13 protein-coding genes are annotated in these 16,246 nt (G+C 54.0%); 8 read left to right on the top strand and 5 right to left on the bottom strand.

What is annotated here, in order from left to right; genetic code table 11:
* Window positions 1-90 precede the first annotated feature (90 nt).
* The 3 genes from C2M29_RS08935 (at window position 91) to C2M29_RS08925 (ending at window position 2,854) form a co-directional block, all read left to right on the top strand.
* Window positions 91-1,776 carry a hypothetical protein gene (locus C2M29_RS08935; protein WP_158684694.1) on the top strand — a complete coding sequence of 562 codons (1,686 nt, stop codon included), beginning with the start codon at window positions 91-93 and terminating at the stop codon, window positions 1,774-1,776.
* Window positions 1,777-1,854: 78 nt separating this feature from the next.
* Window positions 1,855-2,259, top strand: a complete 405-nt coding sequence (locus tag C2M29_RS08930; protein ID WP_105189458.1) for a DUF3224 domain-containing protein — start codon at window positions 1,855-1,857, stop codon at window positions 2,257-2,259.
* The gene (locus tag C2M29_RS08925; RefSeq protein WP_105189457.1) at window positions 2,252-2,854 is read left to right on the top strand and encodes a PH domain-containing protein; all 603 of its coding nucleotides are present in this window, start codon (window positions 2,252-2,254) and stop codon (window positions 2,852-2,854) included. The genes C2M29_RS08930 and C2M29_RS08925 overlap by 8 nt, the downstream gene beginning before the upstream one ends.
* On the opposite strand, the gene C2M29_RS08920 is transcribed toward C2M29_RS08925, so the two are convergent.
* From C2M29_RS08920 to C2M29_RS08910, 3 genes are all read right to left on the bottom strand, one after another.
* Window positions 2,851-4,641, bottom strand: a complete 1,791-nt coding sequence (locus tag C2M29_RS08920; protein WP_105189456.1) for an alkaline phosphatase D family protein — start codon at window positions 4,639-4,641, stop codon at window positions 2,851-2,853. The genes C2M29_RS08925 and C2M29_RS08920 overlap by 4 nt on opposite strands.
* A gap of 72 nt (window positions 4,642-4,713) precedes the next feature.
* Window positions 4,714-5,058 (bottom strand): rhodanese-like domain-containing protein, encoded by a 345-nt coding sequence (locus tag C2M29_RS08915; RefSeq protein WP_105189455.1) that lies wholly within the window; start codon window positions 5,056-5,058, stop codon window positions 4,714-4,716.
* A gap of 1 nt (window position 5,059) precedes the next feature.
* Window positions 5,060-5,248, bottom strand: a complete 189-nt coding sequence (locus C2M29_RS08910) for a YgaP family membrane protein (protein WP_105189454.1) — start codon at window positions 5,246-5,248, stop codon at window positions 5,060-5,062.
* Between the two features lie 153 nt (window positions 5,249-5,401).
* Here C2M29_RS08910 and C2M29_RS08905 point away from each other — a divergent pair, with 153 nt between their 5' ends.
* The 3 genes from C2M29_RS08905 to C2M29_RS08895 are packed head-to-tail and all read left to right on the top strand — an operon-like array spanning window position 5,402 to window position 10,007.
* The gene (locus C2M29_RS08905; RefSeq protein ID WP_233998397.1) at window positions 5,402-5,689 is read left to right on the top strand and encodes an ArsR/SmtB family transcription factor; all 288 of its coding nucleotides are present in this window, start codon (window positions 5,402-5,404) and stop codon (window positions 5,687-5,689) included.
* Between the two features lie 3 nt (window positions 5,690-5,692).
* Entirely contained in the window at window positions 5,693-8,962 is a 3,270-nt protein-coding gene (locus tag C2M29_RS08900; RefSeq protein WP_105189452.1) for an efflux RND transporter permease subunit, read from the top strand.
* Complete coding sequence (locus C2M29_RS08895; RefSeq protein WP_158684693.1) at window positions 8,952-10,007, top strand: efflux RND transporter periplasmic adaptor subunit; 1,056 nt, start codon at window positions 8,952-8,954, stop codon at window positions 10,005-10,007. The genes C2M29_RS08900 and C2M29_RS08895 overlap by 11 nt, the downstream gene beginning before the upstream one ends.
* Here the strand turns inward: C2M29_RS08895 and C2M29_RS08890 are convergent.
* Window positions 10,002-10,679 carry a nitroreductase family protein gene (locus C2M29_RS08890; protein ID WP_105189450.1) on the bottom strand — a complete coding sequence of 226 codons (678 nt, stop codon included), beginning with the start codon at window positions 10,677-10,679 and terminating at the stop codon, window positions 10,002-10,004. The two genes, C2M29_RS08895 and C2M29_RS08890, sit on opposite strands and share 6 nt — an antisense overlap.
* A 170-nt stretch (window positions 10,680-10,849) precedes the next feature.
* Between C2M29_RS08890 and C2M29_RS08885 the strand changes: the two genes are divergently transcribed.
* Together C2M29_RS08885 and C2M29_RS08880 are read left to right on the top strand one after the other, a co-directional pair.
* A complete protein-coding gene (locus tag C2M29_RS08885; protein ID WP_105189449.1) occupies window positions 10,850-11,734 on the top strand; it encodes an ABC transporter ATP-binding protein in 885 nt (294 codons plus the stop codon).
* 9 nt (window positions 11,735-11,743) lie between these two features.
* Window positions 11,744-15,328: an ABC transporter permease/M1 family aminopeptidase gene (locus tag C2M29_RS08880; RefSeq protein ID WP_105189448.1), complete on the top strand. Its 3,585-nt coding sequence runs from the start codon at window positions 11,744-11,746 to the stop codon at window positions 15,326-15,328.
* Here C2M29_RS08880 and C2M29_RS08875 read toward each other — a convergent pair.
* Entirely contained in the window at window positions 15,325-16,239 is a 915-nt protein-coding gene (locus tag C2M29_RS08875) for an endonuclease/exonuclease/phosphatase family protein (protein ID WP_105189447.1), read from the bottom strand. The genes C2M29_RS08880 and C2M29_RS08875 overlap by 4 nt on opposite strands.
* Between the last annotated feature and the right edge of the window lie 7 nt (window positions 16,240-16,246).

Raw genomic sequence — 16,246 nt, 5'->3', positions numbered from 1 at the left:
GAGCGGCGTAAGCAAATGTAATAACGCTTTTTATTTTTGCGACTAAGCTTTAATAGCTAACAATTTATAATTAACTAATAAAAAGGAATTATGATGAAGCAGCTTAACCCTGCATCTCGTGCCCTGTGTACTTTAGTGGCCGCCTTCTCTTTAACCAGTACCGCGGCACTGGCCGATTGGCTTAACGAGCCTATTTACAAGCAGCAATATCAATCCATCAATACCTGCCAGGGCCAGTACCCCAGTTATTGGCAGGACCCGAACTTTCAGCAAATGTGGGCGGGGCAGACACTGACCAATGTACCTAACCAGGCCTATGGTGGCCCCGTTTTTCAGCTATCCGATGCCTTTCCCGCTCAGCCGGTTGACGATAAACAGGCGCAGGCCTGGCGGGATAAACGCTTCGACGCCCTGTTTGCAGAGGGCACCAGTGCTAAAGACAAGTATAAGCTGGCGCTGGCCTACAGTGAGGCGGTGATGGATTATATTCTTGCCGGTAATGTGCAGCGCCAAGGTCGGGAAGATTTCGATGTGTGTGAAAACCAAGTGCGCCCCTGGTTTCATATGCCGTTTCAAACCTATGATGCCATGTCAGGTCGGGAATTTACCCATGGCTTAACCCGCGAAGCGCCGGTGACCTTCTCAGTGCAGGCGGGCACCGGGACCGATCAGTCCACCATGTGGGCGGTGGCCATTTACAATGCGACCGCCGCTTATACCCTAGGACAAGTATGGCAAGACGGCAGTGCTAAGGTGCCAAGCGAAAACATTCGTTTTGACGAGGGCGCGGTGATCGCTAAGCCGTTATTTAATACCTCGACCGTGGCGCAGTTGCCGATATTGACCAATATGCCCAGCTGGGATGCCAATATTTCCGATCCGGCTTTTTGCGCTTGTAAGCCCAGCGATAATACGCGTCACGAGTGCACCTTACAGGAAGAAAGCCAGCAATGTCCGCGCAGTTATGCCCAATGGGGTGATGTCAAACTGCTGCAATTCGATTTTGCTGTCAAAGACAGCCGTGCCCGCGATACCGGTTGGGTGTATGGCACCTTCGTGGCCGATGGCCTGCGTAAAGCGAAAGAGAAAAACCCGTGGCAGCGCATCAGCCTGCTTGGCATGATGTGGGGCAACGACACACCGCCCGCCGGTCACTATGCCATCAGTTACCCTCAGGCACCCCGTGAAAATGGCTTTCAAGAAGCGGTAATTATTTGGGACAGCGTGGATGAACTGAACAAATACGCCGGTTCAGGACGCATGCGAGCGCCCGGCCATCTGGGCTGCAATCAGCGCCTTAATGGTCCCGCCGACAACAGCAACAGCTCCTGCATGTCCTGCCATGGCACCGCTTCGGTACCTGATAAAAACTTCGATACGCCGCCCTTGTTATCCCAGTTTTCCGGCGATCAAACCCATCAATGTGTGGCGCCGCTGATCAGCAGCACCCGTGCCGGCATAGACAGAGGCGGCGACAGCGCCGAAGTGAAGTACCAGGTGGCGTTTGACACCGTGGATGCAACTTACTTTACCAATGTGGGCGCCGGAGAGCCGTTTAATATGATGGTAGAGAATGAGCAGGGTCAAAAGGTGAACCTGATGCACGACAGCAATGCCCCCAATTATGTCGATGATGATACCAAGCAGTGGCGTTCGCTCGACTACTCCCTGCAGATGTCCATCGCCCTGAAACAGTGGCTGCAATGGCAGGCCAACACTCAGCTTGACGCCAAGCAGCGCGCACATATTAAAGAGCTGCGACGGAACCTCGAATAAGTATTACAAAGCCCACATTGAACTGTGGGCTTTTTTTATATACTAATAAAAAGAAAACTATCATTAACAGGTTTATTTATGAACGCGATCGGCACCTTTACCGTGACACTCAACCCCCAGGATGCCTATGCCACAGGCGTCGACGGCATTAATCTAGGGCGCATGTCGATAGACAAGACCTTCAGTGGTGACCTGCATGGCATCAGTCAGGGGGAGATGCTGAGCGCCATGACAGTGGTGAAGGGCTCCGCCGGTTACGTCGCCATTGAGCAGGTCACCGGCACCTTGGACGGCAGAAAGGGCAGCTTTGTGCTGCAGCACTTTGGCACCATGAATCAGGGGCAGGATCGGCTTGTCCTGGAGGTGGTACCGGATTCCGCCAGCGGCGAGTTGCGTGGCTTGTCTGGGGTGATGCGTATTCGCATCGACCAGGGCGTGCATCATTATGAGTTCGACTACCGTTTGGAGCTTCGCGATGAGTAGTGAAACGATTCTAAATAGCGCCCAGTTTGACCCAAGGGTAAAGCAATACTGGCTGACCATCTGGTTGTTGGTAGCCACCGTCACCCTCTTCGGCATTGTCTTGCTGCCTATAGTTGCGGTTCTGGTGTGGTGGTTAGGCGGGCGTATTTTGGCGGCGATGTCGGCAACCTTGAGCGAAAAGAAGCTGGTGGTTAAACGCGGTATCTGGGTGCGCGAAGAGAAATCCATTCCCCTCGATAAAATAACCGATGTCGCCATGACCCAGGGCCCGCTGATGCGGGTATTCGGTTTGTATCGCTTAAGTTTTGAAACCGCGGGTCAGTCTGGCCCGGGCGCCCTGGTGTCATTGCTCGGGGTGGTGGATGCGCAGCAGTTTCGCGAAGCGATTTTAACGCAAAAAGAACGGGCGGCGGCGCAGCTGGGCAATCACAATAGTGCGCAAAGCGCAGCCAAGGACCGTGCTAATGAGGATGAACAGGCGCTAATGGAGCGCCTGCTCGATGCGGTAGAGCGCATAGACGCGCGTTTGGCGCGCCTTGAGCAACAGCCGAAGGCCACGCCTACGGCATCGTCCGAGACTTCATCAAAGACTTAACTCAGTGGTAGCAGCTGAGGGTTGCCGGCCAGCATCTGTAGTTGTTGGCCACGCTCGGCGCTGACCTGGTAGGCGCGTGCCTTAATGGTATCAACGTAATGCCATTGGGCCTGCGCCGCGGTCGCACTGAAGGTCACGGTCAGGAAGCCACGGTTTACCAGGTTGTTGTAGCTTAGATCATCGATCAGCAGGGCAATAACCTGTTCCATTTGCGCAATGGCTTGCGGGTCTTGCGTGTTCAATGACAAATATTCTTCGATACCCGGCGAGGACACCGATGCGGTAGCAAACTCGACTCCGGCGGCCTGATCACCGGCGACGGGGTTGGTGGCGTCGGTACGCAGTTGCCCCGCCCAGCCGTTGTGGGTATCACCGGCCAGTACCACCAGGTTCTTCTGCGTTGCCAGGGCAGTGCCTAAAATCACTTCCCTTTCATAGGCATAGCCATCCCAGGCATCCAGGTTATAAGGCAATACGGTTTCTACACGAGCACGCTCGGCATCAGTGACGCTGGGGTCACCGGCTAAAATGCGGCCCTTGATCTGAGCCAGCTCGGCAAACAGGGTATTGGCCTGAGCCAGTAACGGGGCGGTGTCGCCACCTTGAGCCAGGGTGCTTTGCACCGCGGCCAATAACATCATGACCTCGGCGGGCAGATGCATCTTGGTCATTAACACCTGTTGACCGAGGACTTGCCATTGCTGGTTGGAGGTGGTGATGCCGTCGGTGAGCCAGGTAAGCTGCTCACCACCGAGCAGGGCTCTGCTCGGAGCGCCAATGGCGCTGGCGAAATCGTGCTGACCTGCGGCCGTGGTGAGATCGAAGTCGTTGTAACTGAGTTGTTCATCACGTGCCAAGACGCGGGTATCGAGCATGTACAAAGAAACCAGGTTGCCGAAGTCGAAGCGACGATAGATTTTTTCTTTGTCGGCCACATTGCGGATTGGCATCCATTCAAAATAGGCACGCAGCGCCTGCATTTTTCGCTCTTCGAACGGGCCTTCCGAATCATCATGGTTTTCGGCACCACTGTGCCAGGTATCATTACTGATCTCATGGTCGTCCCAGACGGTGATAAAGGCGCAATGGCCGTGCGCCGCCTGCAGATCCGCATCCTGGCGATACAGGGCGTAACGTTTACGGTAGTCGTCCAGGGTAATAATTTCGTCGTTATTATCGCTGGCCAGTTCGCGGCCAAGGGCGGCTGCGTCTTCACTGGCATAGCCGCCGGCACCATATTCATAGATGTAATCGCCCAAATGCAGGATTGCATCCAGATTCTCCTGCTTGGCGACTTCGGCATACACATGGAAATAGCCGGCCGGGTAATTGGCGCAAGAAAGTACCGCCAGCTTAACCTGATCTACGTCGCCCACCGGGAGGGTTTTGCCCTTGCCGGTAGCCGAGGTAACGCCATAGGAAATAAAGCGATAGTAGTAGGTGGTGTTGGCATCCAGGCCTTGCAGGTCGACCTTAAGGGTAAAGTCGGTATCCGCGCTCACCTCGGTTTGGCCATCATGTACCAGGGATTGAAAGTTGGCGTCGGTGGCCGCTTGCCACTGCACCTTTACGCGGGTAACCGATGGGTCTTTGGGAGTCACACGAGTCCAGATGATCAGGCTGTCATCAAGAGGATCGCCGCTGGCGACGCCGTGATCAAAGCTCACGTCTAGGTATTCTTCGTCATTATCGCCGTCGAAGACACAGCCGCTTAAGCCGAGAGATAGAACGGCAGCACCAAATCCCGCTGCCGAAGCCTTTAAAAAACGTCTACGAGTAAACTGCATTGGTTTGTACCTATTATTTTTTTAATATGCAGAGCTTATCGGACCAGTGTTACTGTTCGGTGACAAGTATGGCTAGAATACGTTGCACACCTCTTCGGCCTTACAGCTGATCACCGTCACATTTTCATAACCGACACGGGTGAGCTGCTCGGCGGCCAAGGTCGCCCGGGCACTACTGGCGCAGTGCAGGTAAATGGGACGGGCAGCGTCTTTTTCAATTTCCATCAGTTTCATTTCCAACACGCCGCGAGGAATATTAATGGCACCGGTGGCCGCTCTGGTGGCGTGCTCCGCAGGCTCACGCACATCGATTAACAGACCGTGGTTCTCGGCCAGCTCCGCCTTGGCTTGTTGCGCGTCAACACAGCGTTGTTTGGGCACTATGGTTTTTAGTAAGTCTGGGATTGGGGTGAGCATATTATTCCTCCATGCCTAATTTGCGAAGTAGAGCCATCATTGGGCACCAGCCGGAAAATGCCGATTGGATCAGGTTAACGGCGATAAACGCGGTAAACCACAGCCACATCGGGCCGCCCAGGTAAGTTAACAATAGCGACAATAAAATCATGATGCCAGCGATTAGTCTGAGTGCGGCGGGTATTTTCATGGCAAGCCCCTTGAAGGTAATTTGTACAATTCAATTATATTAGAAAAACCTAAATTAGCAATGGTTAATATTAGACTTTGCTAATATGAGCTTCTATACTAGTTTCCTATACTAAAACTCTCTAGCTATAACCGGGGATATTCAGTGGACCTGATGAAAATGGCGGACAATGCCGAGCAGGCGCAAGCCTTATTAAAACTGCTGGCCAACAAAAATCGGCTGATGATCCTTTGCTGCCTGCAACAAGGCGAGCTCAGCGTCTCCCAGCTTAATGAAAGCGTGCCCTTAAGCCAGTCGGCCTTGTCGCAGCACTTGGCGGTATTGAGGCAGGAGCACATTGTCAGCACTCGACGCGAGAGCCAGACCATTTACTACCGCTTATGCAACGACCAGGTACGAGCCGTGCTTAATACCTTGTACACGCTCTTTTGTGAGGAGTAGGCCATGCGTTGGTTAGATCGGGGCGTGAGGGCCAGTCTGGGTGGGCCTTTGCCGCTGTTTATCTTTATTATCGCCTTGGTGGCCGGCGCCTTCGCGCTGCAGCAAACGCCCCGCGAAGAAGAGCCGCAAATTGTCGTACCCATGTTTGATATCCTGGTTGATGTCAGCAATATCGAGGCGCCCGAGGTCGAACGCCTGGTCACCGTGGAGCTGGAAAAGCTGCTGGCGCAGATCAAGGGCGTCAAGCATATCTATTCGGCCACCCAAAATGGCGGCCTGGTCAGCACCTTACGTTTCGAGGTGGGGCATTCCCGCGAACAGGCTCTGATCGACACCTATGCCAAGCTCTATGCCTATCAGGACACCATGCCGGCGGTGGTACGTCAGTGGCAAATTAAACCCATAGAAGTGGATGACGTGGCCATCGTCATGCTGGGGCTATACAGCACAGCGCCGCAGCTATACGACGATTATCAACTGACCCGCATGGCGCAAGAACTGGCCACGCGATTACAGCGGCTCGAAGACACCAGTGAAGTTAAGGTGATCACCGGGCGTACCCGCACCGCCAATATCTATCTCGACAGCGCTGCCCTGAATGCCCACAAAACAACGATTTCGGATGTACTTTATGCCTTGAGCGTTGCCAATCAATTACGGGACGTGGGCACGGTCAAGGACGCTCAAGGTCATTGGCGCCTGCAAGTGCAAGGGGGCGATGCCTTGCGCTCACTGGAGCAGCTTGAATCCCTGGTGGTGAACGTGGTCAATGGTCAGGCGGTGCGCCTTGATAGCGTTGCCAGCATAATTGATGGGCCTGGTGAGGCACAGCATTATCAATGGCTGCAAACCCAGGATGGCCAGCCCCAGTTACCCATGGTCACCCTAAGCGTGGCCAAACAGGCCGGTGCCAATGCCGTGGCGGTGGCCCGCGATGTTCATGAGCTAATGCAGCAGTTGCAAGATGAACTCTTGCCCCTCGAGGTCAAGGTGGTAACGCTGCGAGACTATGGCCAAACCGCCAATGAAAAGGTGAATAACCTGGGGGCCAGTCTGGTATTTGCCATAGTCACGGTCGTGCTCTTTATTGGTGTATTCCTGGGTTGGCGTCCGGCCATAGTGATCGCCTTGGCCCTGCCCATTTGTTACGGCCTGACCCTGAGTTTTGACTGGGCCTTTGGCTACACCATTAACCGAGTGACCCTGTTTGCCTTGATCTTGGCGTTGGGCTTGTTGGTGGATGATCCGATCACCGGTATCGATAACATCAGCCGCTTCTTTAGCCATCAAGGCAGTGTGCAGGATAGGATCGTCGCGGCCATGGCGGAGATTCGCACGCCCTTGTTGATGTCGACCCTGACCATTATGGTGGCCTTTTTCCCACTCGCCTTTATTACCGGGATGATGGGGCCCTATATGGCGCCCATGGCCTTTAACGTGCCAATAAGCGTGGCACTTTCTACCCTGGTGGCGTTTTTTGTGACCCCCTGGCTGGCGATGAAAATCCTGAAACCCAAGGGCGATGAGGAGACCGAACAAGCTCAGGCCGCCAATCTCTATACCCGGATGCTGGACTACTTTTTACTGCGCCGCAGTCGTGCCAAGATCATGCTGCTGGTGGTACTGGTCTTGTTTGTGCTCAGCGCCTGTTTGCCACTGCTACGTGCGGTGCCGTTAAAACTATTGCCCTACGACAATAAGAGCGAAGTACAGGTATTAGTGGATATGCCCGAGGGCACGTCGCTGGAGGATACCGCGGCGCTGCTGAGCAAGGTTCAGGCGCTGAGCTGGCAGTTGAACGAGGTGCAAACCATAGCCGCTTACGCCGGTCAGCCATCAAGCATGGACTTTAATGGCATGGTGCGCGGTTATTATCGCCGTGATGGTGAACACCTGGGAGAGTTACGCATCCTGTTGCGCGACAAAACCGAACGTCAGCATCAGTCCCATGCGGTGGTGTTACGTTTGCGCCAGCAATTGGCGCCATTGGCCAATAACGGCGTCAGTATCAAGGTGATTGAAGTGCCGCCCGGGCCGCCTGTACTCAGCACCCTGGTCGCCGAAGTTTATGCCGAGCCTTTTGTCACCGAGCACCAGCATCGTCTTGGCGCCGAGTTAATAGCTCAGCGTTTGCGCCAGGAACCCCATGTGGTGGAGGTGGATAGCACCTTGGAGCGTCAGCAGCAACAGCTGCGTTTTGTCACCGACAAAACCAAGGCGGCGCTGTCGGCCTTGAGTACAACCGATGTGGTCGATGCCTTAACGGTGGCGGTGCAGGGCAAGGAGGTAGGTGCCCTGTATGTGACCGAAGAAGCAAAAATGTTGCCCATTCGCGTCTCGCTTCCCTATGCCCAGCGCGACCAGGCTCATTTACTGGCCTTGCAGGTGAAGGGGCAAAGGCAAATTAGCCAGACCAGTAATGATCTCGGCCTGGTGAGTGCACCGCAACCCCTGGTGCCTTTATCCGAGGTCGGTGAGTTTCAGCTGCAACCGCGCCCGCAGGCGATAATGCGCAAGGATTTAAACCGGGTGATCTATGTCACCGCCGAGCTCAACGGGCGAACCCCGGCGGAAGTGATCGCCGACTTAAGTGCCGATCAGGGCAGCGAAGACGTGGACACAGTACCTTGGCAGCAACGTAGTTTCTTTAGCCCCGGAGGTACCGCATCCTGGCAGTTGCCCCCGGGCGTGGATCTCTCCTTTAGCGGGGAAGGCGAGTGGCGAATTACCATAGATGTCTTTCGCGATATGGGCATTGCCTTTGCCTTTGCCCTTGCGGCCATTTTGGTGCTCTTGCGTGTGCAAACCCGCTCCATGAGTTTGTCCCTGATCATCATGTCGGCCATTCCCTTGACCGTGATCGGCATTATGCCCGGCTTCTGGCTGCTGAATCAGTTTGGCGAGCGCCAGGTTGCCGGTGCGCCGGAGCCGGTTTTATTCACAGCCACGGCCATGATAGGAATGATAGCCCTGGCCGGCATAGTGGTGCGTAACTCGCTCATTTTGGTTGAGTTTATTAACCAGGCTCGGGCCCAGGGCATGGCCATTAAGGAGGCATTGGTGACCGCTGGACGAGTGCGTATGCGTCCGGTGTTGTTGACCGCGGGTACCACCTTGTTGGGCAACATAGTGATTGTGTTTGACCCTGTGTTCAGCGGTCTCGCCATTGCCATTATTTTCGGCATTATTGCCTCCACTCTATTTACCTTATTGGTGGTGCCACTAGTGTACTACCTGGTTTTTGCTGATGAGGAACACACGCATGCAACCTAAGTTAGTGATTGTCCTTGTGGTCGGCTTCTTAGTCGCTGCGATTATTTGGTTTTCCGGGGTGCTGGATCAACATCTGGCGCCGGGAACAAAACAGGCGCCCGCGCCCTATAGCGGGCCAACCCAGCGCGTTGGCAGTGAGTCGGTGGTCGCTTATGAGGCCGTACCCGGGCAGGTGATTGCCCAGCAAAATACCAAGGTGGCGGCACGGGTAATGGCACAAATTGAGCAAATTACCGTGCGTGCCGGCGATATGGTGGAGCAGGGCCAGGTATTGATCCGTCTCGACGAACAAGAACTGACCACTCAGTTGCAACAGGCTAAGGCTCAGGTGCAGGCGCTGCAGGCGTCGTTTACCCAGGCGCAAAAGCAATTGCAGCGTGCCAAGGAGCTTTTTGCCCAGGGGCTCATTGCGCAAAGTGATATCGATGCGGCCACCGCCAATCATGATAATTTATCCGCCAGCTTGCAGCAGGCGAGGCAGCGCCAGCAACAGGCACAAGTAGCCCTGAGTTATGCCACCATTACCGCGCCCATTTCCGGGCGCGTGGTAGAGCGCTTTGCCGAGCCGGGCGACACCGCCACACCGGGGCGCGATTTGCTGGCCATCTATAATCCGCAGCAACTCCAGCTGGAATTTGCGGTGCGTGAGCGCCAGGCGGTCAATCTGCGCTTGGGCGATATGCGTCAGGTGGAGGTCCCGGCGTTGGGTGTCAGCGAGGCCACAGAGCTGGTGGAAATCGTGCCCGCCGCCGACAGCGCCTCGCGCTCGCTGCTGGTGCGCATGGCGGCCCCTAAAAATGCGCAGTTGCTGCCCGGTCTTTATGCCCAGCTACAGTTGCCTTTGCCTCAGCATGAGGCGGTGATGATCTCGCCGCAGTGGGTGCACAGCTACGGCCAGCTCGATATGGTCTTAGTGGTGGAGAATCAGCAGCTGGTACGTCGCTATGTGCGCCTTGGACGAGTGATTGGCGATCAGGTTGAGGTTCTCAGCGGCCTGCGCCCCGGCGATGAAATCGCCGTGGAGGCACAGCCCAACCAGCTATAAAAACGTAGCTATTTCGTCGAGCGACTTTTTCTGCAACGCATGTTCAGGAATGGTCGCATCCTCGCCCGGGTAGCCGGCAATAATCAGCATGTAGGGGCGTTCATTGTCTCTATCGCGTCCGCAAATATCGGTAAGAAAGCTCATGGGCTTGGGCGTATGGGTGAGGGTGGCAAGTCCGCTTCGATGTAAGGCCTGAATTAAAAAGCCGGTGGCTAGGCCTACCGATTCGTGCACATAGTAGTTGGTGCCCTTGTCTTCGCTGTGTATCCCGCCTTTCTTTTGACTGAATACCGCAATCAGCCAGGGTGCATGTTCTAGATAGGGCTTTTGTGAATCCGTTCCCAATGGTTTGAGGGCATCAAGCCACTCCTGGCCGGCCCTGCCTTCGTAGAAAGAACGTTCCAATTGCTCGGCTTGTTCGCGGATCTGCTTTTTGATCTGCGCCGACTCAATGGCAACGAAGTGCCAGGGTTGGTGATTGGCACCGCTGGGCGCGGTCCCCGCGGCTTTGATGCAGGTGGCGATTAGCTCTTTGGCCACCGGGCGGTCACTGAAGCTGCGAATACTGTGGCGGCGTTTTGAGGTTGCCAGAAATTCGTCGGCACGGGCCTGCATTTCAGTTTCAGGAAACTCAATAAAGTCGGTTAAGAGCCGATGTTCATGGGGTTGCATGGGCGCTCCTTTAAATAAGTAATTATTTTTTATACCGATTTAAAAAAGTGGCGGCAAGTGTGTTTGTCATAATTGTTTACATTATTAATATTTACTTCACCTTTGTACCTAATTGGCCCTGTGATATAACTTTAGGTTGATAATTATAAAGCTAATTTAAGGACAATCAGGTGCTAACAATTCAAGGTCTTACCAAAACCTACAGCAATGGTGTACAGGCTTTAAAGGGAGTGGACTTAGATATTCCCAAGGGCATGTTCGGTCTTTTAGGCCCCAATGGCGCGGGTAAATCGTCACTAATGCGAACCATTGCGACATTGCAAAGCGCCGACAGCGGCAGCATCATCTTCGATGGTATCGACGTGCTTAATCAGCCCCAGGAAATTCGTCGCCGTTTGGGTTATCTGCCCCAGGATTTTGGTGTGTACCCACGTATTAGCGCCTATGAGCTGCTCGATCACCTAGCCATTCTCAAAGGCTTAGATCAGGCCAAGGAGCGTAAAGAGGTGGTGGAAGGTCTGCTCGCCCATACCAACCTGTATCAGCATAAGTCTAAGTCTGTCAGCGGCTTTTCCGGCGGTATGCGCCAGCGCTTTGGCATTGCCCAGGCCTTGCTTGGCGACCCGGATCTGCTCATCGTCGATGAACCCACCGCCGGGCTTGACCCGGAGGAGCGTAACCGCTTCCATAACCTCTTGGTGAGCCTGGGCGAGCAAAAGGTGGTGATCCTCTCTACCCATATCGTTGATGATGTCAGTGAGCTGTGCCCGAATATGGCGGTACTGGCCGGTGGCGAAATCCTGCTTAAGGGCAACCCCATCGATCTGACGCAACAGCTTAATGGCCGTATCTGGCGTAAAGAAGTGGTCACCCAGCAAGAAGCGCAAGAGCTCGAGCAGAACCTGCCGGTTATTTCCAAGCGCCTGTTTGCCGGTAACACCATTTTGCATGTGTTTGCCGAGCAGGCCCCGGAAGGCTTTGAGACCGTGGCCAGTAACCTGGAAGACGTGTACTTCTCGACCTTACATCAGCAACGCCTGGCAGCATCGGCCTAAGGAGGGGTTATGTTGTTAAAAATGCTCACCTTTGAGCTGCGCTATTTTGTGCGCCAGCCATCATTCTATGTGTCCAGCCTGTTGTTCTTTTTGCTGGCGTTTTTCGCCACCGTTTCCGATAAGGTGCAAATAGGCGGCAGCAATGTGAACGCCAACAGTCCCTATACCATCTTGATGATGATGGTGGTGCTGCTGATCTTTGCCCTGTTTGCCGTAGTGAACTTTGTCGCCTCCTCAACCATACGCAACGACAGCGAACAGATGGCCGAGCTGGTGTACAGCAAACCCATAGCCCAGCGCAGTTATCATCTCGGCCGCTTCTTAGGGGCTTTTTGTGTCACCTTGCTGGTGTTTGCCTTTGTGCCGCTAGGGATCTTTCTCGGTACCTGGTTCGGCTCTTTGATGGGCTGGTTAGACCCTGAGTTACTGGCCCCCAACAAGCTGCAATATTACCTGCAGCCCTTTGTGATCCTGGCGGTGCCCACCCTCCTGGTGATGGCGGTAAGCTGTCATGTGGCGGCACTGCGTTTTCGTACCATGATGGCCGTGTATATCGCCGCCGTGGTGCTCTTTATCGGTTATAACGTGGTGTCGGTGTTTTTCGAGCAACCGGAATTCCGCTTATGGGCGGCGCTGTTCGACCCCTTCGGTTTTGGCGCCTTTATGGATGCCACCCGCTACTGGACGGTTGCGGAGAAAGACACACAAACCTTGGCCTTGGAAGGCAACGTACTTTATAACCGCCTGATTTGGTTAAGCGTTGCCGTGGTGCTCTTTGTCACCATGGGCCTAAAGGGCGGTTATCAGAGCGGTGGTAAGGATAAAAAGCCGCAGCAGGCTTCCGCTTCCATGCTTAAACGCGCGCAGCAGGCGCTCAGCAACAAGATTGCCGTGCGCCCGGCGCAGATCAGCACTAAAAGTCAGTTCTTACTACGTACCCGTTTCGAAATAGTACAGGTGGTCTTTAGCGCGCCCTTTATGATTCTCGCGGCGCTGACTCTGTTTATGTTGATTTCGCCCTTATTGGTGCCGGGTCAATGGTATGGCACCTCAAACTGGCCGCTGACCCAGGCGATGATCCCGCTGATCAAGGGGGTGATGGGCATGTTTATGATCATCATCCTGGTGTATTACAGTGCCGAGGTGGTGTGGCGTGAGCGCAATTCTAACTTCGGCGACATTATCGACTCTTACCCCACCCATAACCTGGTGTTTTGGGCGTCAAAGCTGTTGGCTATTACCACGGTATTGGTGCTGCTCTACGGTGCCGGTATGCTCTTTACCATTACCTATCAGTTGGTGAAGGGGCAGTTTAATATCGAACTGAGCCAGTATTTGTTCCGCCTTGGTTACCTGACCATGGTGCCTTTGGTGATGACCACCATATTGGCGTTTTTCTTCCAGGTGATCAGCCCGAATAAATACGTGGGTATGCTGCTGTTTATCATCTATTACGCCGTGAACATGGTGCTTAGCAATTACGGCTTTAGCCATAATATGTATCGCTTTGCCTCTTCGCCAGCGGCACCTTACTCGGATTTGAATACCTATGGTCACTTCTTAACCGCAGTGCACTGGTACAACTTATACTGGCTGGGCTTGACCCTGGTCCTAGCGGCTCTGGGCTATGGCCTGTGGCATCGTGGTCCGCAGCAGACGCTTCTATCGCGCCTGCGTTTGCTGGGTTATCACTTAGGGAGTAAGGGTAAGCTGGTCGCGACCTGTGGTCTGGTGATCTTTGTCGCCAGCGGCAGCTGGATTTATCACAACACCCGGGTGTTGAACGATTACCTAACCGAAGATCAGCTAGATGACCTGCGCGCCCAGTACGAGCAACAGCTGGTGCAGTATAAGGATGCCCCCATTCCCGTTATTACCAAGGTGGATGTGACCGCGGATATTTACCCGCATGAGCGCCGCATGGTAGCCAAGGCCGAGGTGGAGTTTACCAATACCAGTGAGCAGTCCATCAGCCGTTTCCTGGTCTTTAAACCGAGATATGCATCGCAGTGGCAACTGAGCCTCGATGGCGGGCGCTTAGGTGAGGAAATAAGCGGTTTATATTCGTGGTGGTATGAGTTTGATACCCCGTTACAGCCAGGTGAAACGCGCACGGGTGAAATGTCCGTGGTGCGTGAACATCAGGGTTTTAAGGACAGTCGCTTTGATACCCAGCTGGTAGAAAACGGCACCTTTATCGATAACTATGCACTCTTCCCGGTATTTGGCTATCAAACCGATAACCAGCTAACCGATCGCAACGAACGTCGTAAGCGCGGCTTGCCAGAACTGGAGCGCGCCCATGACCTTAAAGACAGCCGCTATTACCAGCAAAGCTTCTTTGGTCAGGGTGTGGGCTTTATCGAATTTAGCGCCACCATTAGCACGAGCCTGGATCAGTTCGCCATCGCGCCCGGTTACCTGCAACATGAAGAGGTGGACGAGGAACGTGGACGCCGTACCTTCCGTTATGAGATGGATGCACCCATGGTGCACTTCTACAACATTATGTCGGCCCAGCTAGAGGTGAAGAAGGAGCAGTATAAGGGCATAGATATCGAGGTGTACTATCACCGTGACCATGCCTGGAATATAGATACCATGATCCAGGCCACCAAGGACTCCATCGACTACTTTACTCAGGCCTTTGGCCCTTACCAGCATAAGCAGTTACGTATTTTGGAGTTCCCCGGCTATCGCTCGTTCGCGCAAAGCTTTGCCAATACCGTGCCTTATTCGGAGAACATCGGCTTTATTACCGACCTGCGCGACCCGGATGACATTAATGCGCCTTATTATGTGACCGCTCACGAAGTGGCGCACCAGTGGTGGGGTCATCAGGTGGGTGCCGCGAATGTACAGGGCTCGGCGGTAATTTCCGAAACCCTGTCGCAATACAGCGCCATTCAGGTGCTGCGTGAAAAGTATGGCGAGCAAAAGCTGCGTAAGTTCTTAAAGTTTGAGCTGGATCGCTACCTGCAAGGGCGAACCCGTGAAGCCCATGAGGAGATGCCGCTGTATCGCTCTGAAAATCAGCAATACCTGCATTATTTAAAAGGTTCTGTGGTGATGATGGCCGTGGCCGATCGCATCGGCGTAGAGCGCACCAATGAGGCGTTGAAGGCATTTTTACAGGCCTTTAAATATAAAGACGATCCCTATCCGACCACCTTGGATTTGTTGTCTTACCTCAAAGCGGATGCCGACGAACAGGAACAGGCCTTTATCGATGATCAGTTTAAGCGCATTACCCTGTTTGAGCTGGGCGTGGAAAAGGTGGAAGTGGCCGAGCAGGCCGATGCCGATGGCAAGTTTAAGGTCACGCTAACGGTAACGGCTAAGAAGGCATTCGCCGATGGCAAGGGCAATGAAACCGAGCAGCCCATGGCGCAGCTGGTGGACATTGGCTTGTTTAGCGACGACCCGGAGAAGTTGAGTGCCGAGGACGCGGTGATCTATCTGCAAAAGCATCAGCTCACCAGCGGTGAAAATACCCTGGAGCTGTATGTGGACAAGAAGCCCAGCTATGCCGGGGTTGACCCCCTGGTGAAGCTGGTCGACAGAGACAGCGCCAATAACATCAAGAAACTCTAATGCTGTTTATCACCGCCGGGTTCCTCGGTGGTGATATGCACAGATACCAATAGTGGGTTGTGATCCGAACTGGTGCGCTCCAGCGTTTGCGCCGAGGTGAGGGTCACGCCTCTTATCCAGATATGATCTAAGGGTAAACCGAACACGGTTGTGCGGTGATCCGGCGTGAAACTCACGCGCCGCATGCCTAAATCAGACAGTGTGCGATGCACTAACCGCCAGCGCTCATCGTTCCAGGTGTTTAAGTCACCCGCGAAAATAACGGGTCCCTGGTGCAGTTTTACCAATTTGGTTAAACGGCTCAGTTGTTCCCGATAATCCGCTATGCCCAGAGTAAAGTTGATGCCGTGCATATTGAGAACCAGTAATGAGGCGCCGTTTGCTACGGCATAACTGCTTACACTCGACGCTTTAGGCGTTCTGAGCCAAGGCTCACGTTGATAAAAGCGGCAGTGAAACTGGGGCGCCCAATCACTGAGCAGGGTCAGCCCCGTTTGTTGCCGGTAGCTTCTGTATCCCGGTGAAAAACGCGCATAAGGCTTGAGCGCATTAAACTGAGGATCGTCATAGGCTTCTTGCAATAACAGCACGTTTGCCTGTTTTGCCAGCTGCTGTAAATCTGGAAGCAGTTGCGGATGACTCGCCTTATAAATGTTCCAACTCAGCACCTTGATGTCTGCGGGGATGACCTGCTGCGCTAAAGTAGGAGGCAGTGCCGATGGCTGTGCCAAGGGCTGTGCCAAGGGCTGTGCCAGTAGCTGGGCACAATGCGCTGGCGAATTAGCACTAACAGCCGTGTTGTTAACCTGCTCCGGCAGCACGGCTTGTTGCCATTGTAAATAGAGAAGCAGGAGTAATAGATACAAGCTAGGCAAAGTAGGTACGCCCTTGAAACGCGGTGGACAGGCCATGTTATAG

Origin of the sequence: Pseudoalteromonas sp. T1lg48 (assembly GCF_002964785.1) — a bacterium.
In the GTDB taxonomy this organism is placed as follows: domain Bacteria; phylum Pseudomonadota; class Gammaproteobacteria; order Enterobacterales; family Alteromonadaceae; genus Pseudoalteromonas.
Note: the sequence above shows the minus strand (reverse complement) of the source record. Positions and strands in the feature narration are given on the sequence as shown.

What these genes read in the sequence shown, in the direction of transcription:
- C2M29_RS08935 (WP_158684694.1), top strand. Translation starts at nt 91, where the DNA reads ATGATGAAGCAGCTTAACCCTGCATCTCGTGCCCTGTGTACTTTAGTG.
- C2M29_RS08930 (WP_105189458.1), top strand. Translation starts at nt 1,855, where the DNA reads ATGAACGCGATCGGCACCTTTACCGTGACACTCAACCCCCAGGATGCC.
- C2M29_RS08925 (WP_105189457.1), top strand. Translation starts at nt 2,252, where the DNA reads ATGAGTAGTGAAACGATTCTAAATAGCGCCCAGTTTGACCCAAGGGTA.
- C2M29_RS08920 (WP_105189456.1), bottom strand. Translation starts at nt 4,641, where the DNA reads ATGCAGTTTACTCGTAGACGTTTTTTAAAGGCTTCGGCAGCGGGATTT.
- C2M29_RS08915 (WP_105189455.1), bottom strand. Translation starts at nt 5,058, where the DNA reads ATGCTCACCCCAATCCCAGACTTACTAAAAACCATAGTGCCCAAACAA.
- C2M29_RS08910 (WP_105189454.1), bottom strand. Translation starts at nt 5,248, where the DNA reads ATGAAAATACCCGCCGCACTCAGACTAATCGCTGGCATCATGATTTTA.
- C2M29_RS08905 (WP_233998397.1), top strand. Translation starts at nt 5,402, where the DNA reads ATGAAAATGGCGGACAATGCCGAGCAGGCGCAAGCCTTATTAAAACTG.
- C2M29_RS08900 (WP_105189452.1), top strand. Translation starts at nt 5,693, where the DNA reads ATGCGTTGGTTAGATCGGGGCGTGAGGGCCAGTCTGGGTGGGCCTTTG.
- C2M29_RS08895 (WP_158684693.1), top strand. Translation starts at nt 8,952, where the DNA reads ATGCAACCTAAGTTAGTGATTGTCCTTGTGGTCGGCTTCTTAGTCGCT.
- C2M29_RS08890 (WP_105189450.1), bottom strand. Translation starts at nt 10,679, where the DNA reads ATGCAACCCCATGAACATCGGCTCTTAACCGACTTTATTGAGTTTCCT.
- C2M29_RS08880 (WP_105189448.1), top strand. Translation starts at nt 11,744, where the DNA reads ATGTTGTTAAAAATGCTCACCTTTGAGCTGCGCTATTTTGTGCGCCAG.
- C2M29_RS08875 (WP_105189447.1), bottom strand. Translation starts at nt 16,239, where the DNA reads ATGGCCTGTCCACCGCGTTTCAAGGGCGTACCTACTTTGCCTAGCTTG.